The sequence below is a fragment of the Corallococcus sp. AB018 genome, from assembly GCF_003986945.1.
GTDB lineage: Bacteria > Myxococcota > Myxococcia > Myxococcales > Myxococcaceae > Corallococcus > Corallococcus exiguus.
The window spans coordinates 1-7,360 of record NZ_RAWR01000334.1 but is presented as its reverse complement, the minus strand read 5'-3'; the positions used below and the strand labels follow the sequence as shown (position 1 = coordinate 7,360).

Annotated in this window: 9 protein-coding genes; 6 read left to right on the top strand and 3 right to left on the bottom strand. The window is 70.0% G+C overall.

Annotation, left to right across the window (positions count from 1 at the left end):
- The 4 genes from D7Y11_RS40450 to D7Y11_RS40435 all read left to right on the top strand — a co-directional run.
- Nucleotides 1-1,488 (top strand): YiiX/YebB-like N1pC/P60 family cysteine hydrolase (locus tag D7Y11_RS40450; protein WP_126936335.1); only part of this gene is annotated, 1,488 nt, incomplete at its 5' end.
- Between the two features lie 19 nt (nucleotides 1,489-1,507).
- Nucleotides 1,508-1,783 (top strand): hypothetical protein, encoded by a 276-nt coding sequence (locus D7Y11_RS40445; RefSeq protein ID WP_120577009.1) that lies wholly within the window; start codon nucleotides 1,508-1,510, stop codon nucleotides 1,781-1,783.
- 85 nt (nucleotides 1,784-1,868) lie between these two features.
- The gene (locus D7Y11_RS40440; RefSeq protein ID WP_120577035.1) at nucleotides 1,869-2,693 is read left to right on the top strand and encodes a SirB1 family protein; all 825 of its coding nucleotides are present in this window, start codon (nucleotides 1,869-1,871) and stop codon (nucleotides 2,691-2,693) included.
- Between the two features lie 18 nt (nucleotides 2,694-2,711).
- Nucleotides 2,712-3,290, top strand: a complete 579-nt coding sequence (locus D7Y11_RS40435) for an NUDIX hydrolase (RefSeq protein WP_121755172.1) — start codon at nucleotides 2,712-2,714, stop codon at nucleotides 3,288-3,290.
- Here the strand turns inward: D7Y11_RS40435 and moaC are convergent.
- From moaC to trxB, 3 genes are read right to left on the bottom strand one after another with little or no spacing between them, the layout of a single operon-like run.
- Nucleotides 3,287-3,727 carry a cyclic pyranopterin monophosphate synthase MoaC gene (gene moaC / locus D7Y11_RS40430; RefSeq protein WP_120598091.1) on the bottom strand — a complete coding sequence of 147 codons (441 nt, stop codon included), beginning with the start codon at nucleotides 3,725-3,727 and terminating at the stop codon, nucleotides 3,287-3,289. The genes D7Y11_RS40435 and moaC overlap by 4 nt on opposite strands.
- Nucleotides 3,724-4,911 (bottom strand): PLP-dependent aspartate aminotransferase family protein, encoded by a 1,188-nt coding sequence (locus tag D7Y11_RS40425; RefSeq protein ID WP_121755173.1) that lies wholly within the window; start codon nucleotides 4,909-4,911, stop codon nucleotides 3,724-3,726. Before D7Y11_RS40425 ends, moaC begins: the two co-directional genes overlap by 4 nt.
- 37 nt (nucleotides 4,912-4,948) lie before the next feature.
- Nucleotides 4,949-5,914 (bottom strand): thioredoxin-disulfide reductase, encoded by a 966-nt coding sequence (gene trxB, locus D7Y11_RS40420; protein ID WP_120577034.1) that lies wholly within the window; start codon nucleotides 5,912-5,914, stop codon nucleotides 4,949-4,951.
- 81 nt (nucleotides 5,915-5,995) lie between these two features.
- On the opposite strand from trxB, the gene D7Y11_RS40415 reads away from it, so the two are divergent.
- Entirely contained in the window at nucleotides 5,996-6,454 is a 459-nt protein-coding gene (locus D7Y11_RS40415) for a cyclic nucleotide-binding domain-containing protein (RefSeq protein WP_126936334.1), read from the top strand.
- 179 nt (nucleotides 6,455-6,633) lie between these two features.
- The coding region (gene radC / locus D7Y11_RS40410) for a DNA repair protein RadC (protein WP_126936333.1) at nucleotides 6,634-7,360 on the top strand (727 nt) is incomplete at its 3' end.

The following is a 7,360-nucleotide window of genomic DNA, read 5'->3' as shown; positions in this document are numbered from 1 at the left end:
CTGGACGACGCCGCCTTCGTGGCCCAGGCCCGCCGAGACCTGGAGACGCTGCGCCAGGGAACCGAGGGGCTCCGCCGGCTCAAGGAGGAGGCCTTCCGCTCCAAGGCGCTGTACCAGCGCGGCAAGGACGTGCCCTACACCCCGGACGAGAAGCAGCTCCTGGTGTCCACCTGGGCCGCCTTCTTCGACTGCTTCATCTCCACGGAGGTGGTGCGCCAGCGCTACTGGGACTTCCTCAAGGTGCCCGCCTTCACCCAGCCGAAGAAGCACGCCTGGGGCTTCCTCCTCACCCACGCCGCGCTCGCGTCGGAGCTGGCGCAGGGGATGGCCTTCGCGGACCTCACCGGAGGCCAGGCGCAGCTGGAGGTGCTGCTGAACGAGCCCGGCCCCGAGTACGGCCTGCCCCCGCGCGCCTTCAGCCGCTTCAAGGAGAAGGTCGTCCACGTGGGCACCAGCACGCAGCTCTTCACGGGCGACGGCTACCGCGCCACGCTGCACCCGGTGCTGGCGAAGGCCGGCGTGCTGAACGAGCCCGGCGTCCCCGCGCTCTTCCAGACCATGCGGCAGGACAGCAAGGCGGCCCGCTCACGCCTCCTGAAGCGAGGCCCGGTGCTCTTCGCCAAGGCCGCCGCGGACCTCACCCAGGACACCACCGCTCGCGCGGTGTTCCCGGTGCAGAAGACCGTGGCGGAGTGGATGGGCGACACGCGCGTGCACCGCTCCGGCAAGCCGCTCATCTCCCGGGAGCAGGTGCTGTCGCTCCTTCCGCGCATGGCCCCGGGCGACGTGATGGTCGCGCGGCAGAACTGGTTCCTGTCCAACATCGGGCTGCCGGGCTTCTGGCCGCACGCGGAGCTGTACGTGGGCACGCCGCAGGAGCTCTCCCAGACCTTCGACGCGGATCCGGAGGTGAAGACCTGGGTGGCCACCCTGCCCGGCCGCCCGGAGACGTTCACCGCCCACCTGGCGAAGGCCTTCCCCGCGAAGTGGGCCGAGTACACCGGCAAGGACGCGCACGGAGACCCGTTGCGCATCATCGAGTCCATCAGCGAGGGCGTGAGCTTCACCGGCGTGGAGCACGGCATGCACGTGGACTACCTGGGCGTGCTGCGGCCCCGGCTGTCCCAGGTGGACAAGGCCCGCGCCATCCTGCGCGCCTTCACCTTCCAGGGCCGTCCGTACGACTTCAACTTCGACTTCTTCTCCGACCAGTCGCTGGTGTGCACGGAGCTGGTGTGGAAGTCCTACGCCCCGTCGAAGGACATGAAGGGCCTGGACATCCCCCTGGTGAGCGTGGCGGGTCGCAGGACGCTGCCGGCGAACGAAATCGTGCGCGTGTTCGACGCCGAGTACGGCCAGCCCGGGCGGCAGTTCGACTTCGTCGCCTTCCTGGACGGGCGAGAGGGCCCGGGGGACGCCGTCGAAGCGAACGCCGAGTCCTTCCGTTACACCTACCGGCGGATGAAGTGGGACATCGCCCAAGAGTGAGGCTAGAGGCACACACACCATGACGGAAGAGACGGCGAACGAGTTGCTGGCCCTGGCCTCCCCCCTCTACGAGCGGATGATTGCCCAGCAACAGGCGAAGGTGCTCAAGCTGGCGCGCGAGGCGGTGCCCAACATCGGGCCGGAGGAGCTGCGCAACCCGCACGACTTCCCGGAGCTGAAGGAGCACCCGACCTTCGAGTTCGAGGACGGCATCCTGGCGGGACTGATTTCAGCCCAAATGGCCCTGCGTGCGGAAATCAAGGGCCGGCTGCCCGCGGCACCACCGGGCGCCTGATGCTCGGCTGCCTGCTTTTGCCGTGAGGAGCATCCGTGGGTTACTGGTGCGCACCGTGAGCTTTTCCTCTGGTTTCGGCCCTCCGCTGGCGCGTGAGCGGTTGGTGTCTTCCCTGGCCGCGGAACCCCCGCGGCTGGACCTGGCGGCCCTCGCCATCGCGACGTTGGGCCATGAGGACCTGGATGCTCCGGCGTGTCTCAGGACGCTGGATGCGCTCGCCGCGCGGGTGCAGGTGGAGACGGAGCGCCTGCGCGAGAAGGGCGAGGCCCTGGCCCCCCTGCGCGCCCTGCGCCACGTGCTCGCGGACATCGAAGGCTTCCGGGGCAACGAGGACGACTACCACTCCCCGGACAACAGCTTCCTGGACCGGGTGCTGGAGCGGAAGGTGGGGCTGCCGATAACCCTGTCGGTGCTCTACCTGGAGGTGGCGCGCCGCGCGGGCATCTCGCTGTACGGCGTCCCCTTCCCCGGCCACTTCCTGGTGGCGTGCGACGCGGGCGACCACAAGCTGGTGATGGACCCCTTCCACCACGGCGACATCCTCACGGAGCACGGCTGCGAGGAGCTGCTCAAGCGCGTGGCGCCGCAGCTCAAGTTCGACCGGGCGATGCTCGCGCCCGCGCCGGTGGAGCTCATCGCGTACCGCATGCTGTCCAACCTGCGCCGCGTGTACCTGGGGCGTGACGACAGCCAGCAGGGGCTGGCGGTGGTGGACCTGCTGCTGCTGTTGGCCCCGGACCACCCGGGTGAACTGCGCACCCGCGCGTCGCTGCTCACCACGCTGGGCGCCTTCCGCGCGGCGCTCAAGGACGTGGAGCGCTGCCTGGAGCTGTCCCCGGACGCGCCGGACCGCGAGCGCCTGGAGCTGTCCGCCCGGGAGCTGCGCGAGCGCGCCGAGTTGCTCAACTGAAGAAAGGAAACCCGTCGCATGTCGTCCGCGCCCGAGTCGCCCAAGTCCCAAGTGAAGCCCTGGCCGCGTCTGCGCCGGGGACTGGTGCACGACTTCACGGTGGTGAAGGTGCGCGAGGACGTGGTGATGGATCCGCGCACGAACCGGGAGCACCCCCGCGTGCACATGGAGTGCGCGGACTGGGTGACCGTCGTCGCGGTGACGAAGCAGGATGAGCTGGTGATGGTGCGCCAGTTCCGCTGCGGCATCGAGGCGGCGACGCTGGAGGCACCCGGCGGCGTCATCGACCCGGGCGAGGACCCGGCCACGGCCGCCGCGCGCGAGCTGGAAGAGGAGACGGGCTACCGCGCTGGGAGACTGGAGCCGCTGGGCGTCGTGCACCCCAACCCGGCCTTCCAGACCAACCGCTGCCACTCGTACCTGGCGCTGGACTGCGAGCGCGTGAGCGATGGGGACCTGGATGACGGCGAGGACATCGCCGTGGAGCTGTACCCGCGCGCGGACCTGCCCCGGCTCATCCTGGAAGGCCACATCACGCACTCGCTGGCGATGGTGGCTTTCTTGCTGGAGCGGCTGCGCGCGGAAGCGAAGCGCTAGGCCTGCTCGCGCTCCCAGGTGCCGGAGCGTCCGCCGGACTTGTGGTCCAGCTGCACCGCTTCGATGACCATGCCGCGGTCCACGCTCTTGCACATGTCATAGACGGTGAGCGCCGCCGCGCACGCGGCCGTGAGCGCCTCCATCTCCACGCCCGTGCGGTCCACCGTCTTCACCCGCACGCGGACCTCCAGCCCTTCGTCCACGGGCGTGAGCGTCACGTCCACGCCCGCGAGCGCGATGGGATGGCACAGGGGCACGAAGTCCGGGGTGCGCTTGGCGGCCATGATGCCGGCGAGCCTCGCCGCCGCGAGCACGTCCCCCTTCTCCACCTGCCCCGCGAGGATGCGCTCACGCGTCGCGGGCAGCATGCGCAGGCGCGCGGTGGCCACCGCCACGCGGTCCGTCTTCGGCTTGTCGCCGACGTCCACCATCTTCACCGGCCGGCCCCCTTCGCCACCGCGGCGAGCAGGTCGTCCGCCACGTCGTCCGGGTCTTCCAACCCCACGGACACGCGGATGAGGCTGTCGCGGATGCCCGCCTGGGCGCGCTCCTCGGGAGTCATCCGGCGCGCGCTGGCGCTGGCCGCGTGCATCACCAGCGTGCCCACGTCGCCCAGCGAAGGACCGGGCTTCGCCACGCGAAGTGCCTCCAGGAACCGGTCCCCTTCCTTCTGCCCCGCGCCCTTGATTTCGAACGCCACCATGGGCCCGAAGCCGCCCTCCAGCACCCGCGCCGCCACCGCGTGGTCCGGGTGGGAAGAGAGGCCCGGGTAGATGACCCGCTCCAGCAGCGGCGAATCCGAAAGCCGCTTCGCCACGTGGGCGGCGTGCTCGTTGTGGGCCTTCATGCGGACGGGCAGCGTGCGCAGGCCGCGCAGCGTGAGCCACGCCTCGAAGGGGCCCAGCACGTCGCCGGACAGGATGCGCGCCGACCGCAGCGGGTCGATGCGCGCCTTGGAACCACTCACCGTGCCGCCCAGCGCGTCGCTGTGGCCGTTGAGCCACTTGCTGGTGGACTGCACCGCGTAGTCCGCGCCCAGCTCCAGCGAGCGCTGGCCGAAGGGCGACGGGAACGTCGCGTCCACCGCGAACACCGCCCCCGCGTCCTTGCAGGCCTGCGCGAGCGCGCGGATGTCCGGCACGCGCAGGAGCGGGTTGGAGATGCTCTCCGCCAGCACCAGGCGCGGGCGCCACTCGCGGATGCGCGCGGGCGCTTCCGGAGACGTCTGGTCGAGCGGGCGCAGCTCCACGCCCCAGCGGGCGCACAGGTTCTTGTAGAGCGCCCGCGTGACGCCGTAGCCGTCCGTGGGCATCACCAGCACGTCGCCGGCCTTCCACGGCTGCGCGTCGAACAGCGAGCGCAGCGCGGCCATGCCACTGGCGTAGGCGACGCAGGCCTCCGCGCCTTCCAATGCCGCCACCGCCTCCTCCAGCAGCGCCGCGTTGGGCGCGCTGATGCGGGCGTAGGCGTAGTCCTTTCCGTCCAGCGCGTCGGACAGGTCGTCGCTGCTGTCGAACCAGTTCACCGCCGCCGGGAAGATGGGCGGCATGACGGGCACGGCCTTGCTCCCGGTGAGCCGGGAGCCCGCGTGCACCGCCACCGTTTTCTGTTTCGTGCTCATGCGCGTGTCGTCTCGCTCAGGACGGAAAGGAGGAGGGCTACTCGCCGTGCTCGATGAGCCAGCGCTCCGCGTCGATGGCTGCCATGCAGCCCGTGCCCGCCGCGGTGATGGCCTGGCGGTAGTAGCTGTCCTGCACGTCGCCGCAGGCGAAGACGCCCTCGATGTTGGTGCGCGTGCTGCCCGGAATCGTCTTCAGGTAGCCGCCCTGGTGCGTCTCCAGGATGCCCTGGAACAGCTCCGTGTTCGGCGTGTGCCCGATAGCGACGAACAGACCGTGCGCGTTGACGAGCTTGCTGTCGCCCGTCTTGAGGTTGCGCACGACGGCGCCCGTCATCCCCTTGCCGTCGCCCACCACCTCTTCCACGGCGGAGTCCCACATGAAGGAGATCTTCGGATTGTTGAGCGCGCGCTCCTGCATCACCTTGGACGCGCGCAGCGAGTCGCGGCGGTGGATGAGCGTGACGTGGTTGACGATCTTCGCCAGGTACGTGGCCTCTTCCATGGCCGTGTCGCCGCCGCCCACCACCAGCACGTCCTGCTTCTTGAAGAAGGCGCCGTCACAGGTGGCGCACGCGGACACGCCGCGGTTCTTGTAGGTGTCCTCGCCCTTGACGTTCAGCCACTTGGCCGTGGCGCCCGTGGAGATGATGACCGTCTCCGAGCGCACCTGGATGCCGCTCTCGCTCTCCAGCAGGAAGGGCCGCTTGGAGAAGTCCACCTTGGTGACGTTCTCCATGTGGATGACGGTGCCGAAGCGCTCCGCCTGCTTCTGGAAGCGCTCCATCAGCTCCGGACCGGTGATGGCCTCCGGGAAGCCGGGGTAGTTCTCCACGTCGGTGGTGACCATCAGCTGGCCGCCCGGGACGCGCTGCGGGTGCTCCAGGGTGGGGCCGCCGGCGAACACCACGGGCTCCAGGTTGGCGCGCGCCGCGTAGATGGCGGCGGTGTAGCCCGCCGGTCCCGAGCCGATGATGGTGACCTTCTGGATCTTGTCCTGCGACACGGCGCCTCCTGCGCTCATACGTTGACGGGCCCGGACGGTAACAGACGCCGCCTTCCTGGCCATGATACGAACCTGGACCCCATGGATGCCGCTGTCCTCAAGAAGGTTGCGCTCTTCGAGGGATTGACCCAGGGCCAGCTCGCCAAGGTCGCCCGGATTGCCCAATCCCGGTCGCACACGGCCGGAGACTTCCTATTCCGCGAAGGTGACACCGGCCAGGACATGTTCATCCTCGCCGACGGCAAGGTGCGCATTTCCAAATCCGTGCCGGGCATCGGGGAAGAGGCGCTGGCCATCCTCGAACCCGGTCAGTATTTCGGGGAGATGGCGGTCATCGAGGATTCGCCCCGCTCCGCGGACGCCATTGCCCACACCTCCTGCACGGTGTGGGTCATCGAGCGCGCGAAGCTGGACCAGCTGATGTTCACGGACAAGGACCTGGCCTACGTCCTCCTGTGGACGTTCGTCCGCACGCTGAGCGAGCGGCTCCGCGAGACGAACGACAAGATCAAGGGCTTCTTCGCCATCTCCCGCTTCTAGCCAGCGGCCCCAGCGCTTCTCGGCTCCTCGCACGCCAGGAGTGCGAGTGGAGCATCGCTGTCCGTCCCGCCACCGGGCCTCTTCACGCGCCGCTGGACGGGCCCTGCCCTGGCGTCCCGGAGTGGACCCTGAAGGGCACAGGCCTTGCTCAAGCCCGCCGTCGCGTGGACGGAGGCGGGATGGAACAGGGTGGAGAGGCGTGGGTGGAGTCGGGCGAAGGGGAAGCCACGGGTGGCAGGTCGGTGAGGGCACGAGGCGCGGGCCTGGGGGATGCGCGCGAGCGACTCTTCCGGCTGGGCGCGGAGGCCCTCACCGACCTGGAGTTGTTGGGACTCCTGTGGACGGAGGGGCTGGGGGACGCGGCGGACGGCGTGGCGAGGGACGGGCTCAAGGCGCTGGTGCAGGAGGATCCGCGCGTCTTGTGCTCACGGAGGGGCGTGGGGCCGGCCCGCACGTCCCGGCTGCTGGCGGCGCTGGAATTGGGACGGCGCGCTCAGCGCTCTCCGGAGAAACGGCCCCGGCTGCGAAATCCGAAGGAGGTGCACGCGTACCTGGCGCCCACGCTGGGCGCGCTCCGGCGCGAGGTGTTCCACGTGCTGTGCTTCAACCCGCGCAACGTGCTGGTGCATGACGCCCGGGTGGCGGAAGGGACGCTGAGCGCGTGCCCGGTGGACCCGCGGGAGGTGTTCGCGGCGGTGCTCTCCTCGCGGTCCACGGCCATCGTGTTCGCGCACAACCACCCTTCCGGAGACCCGGAGCCCAGCGTCCAGGACGTGGGGCTCACGGAGCACCTGGCGCGGGCGGCCGGCATCTTGGGAGTGAAGCTGTTGGACCATGTCGTCGTGGGGGACGGCGCGTTCGTGTCCATGCTGGAGCGGGGCATCCTGCCGGACAGCGAGCGGGAGG

What these genes read in the sequence shown, in the direction of transcription:
- D7Y11_RS40445 (WP_120577009.1), top strand. Translation starts at nt 1,508, where the DNA reads ATGACGGAAGAGACGGCGAACGAGTTGCTGGCCCTGGCCTCCCCCCTC.
- D7Y11_RS40435 (WP_121755172.1), top strand. Translation starts at nt 2,712, where the DNA reads ATGTCGTCCGCGCCCGAGTCGCCCAAGTCCCAAGTGAAGCCCTGGCCG.
- D7Y11_RS40425 (WP_121755173.1), bottom strand. Translation starts at nt 4,911, where the DNA reads ATGAGCACGAAACAGAAAACGGTGGCGGTGCACGCGGGCTCCCGGCTC.
- D7Y11_RS40415 (WP_126936334.1), top strand. Translation starts at nt 5,996, where the DNA reads ATGGATGCCGCTGTCCTCAAGAAGGTTGCGCTCTTCGAGGGATTGACC.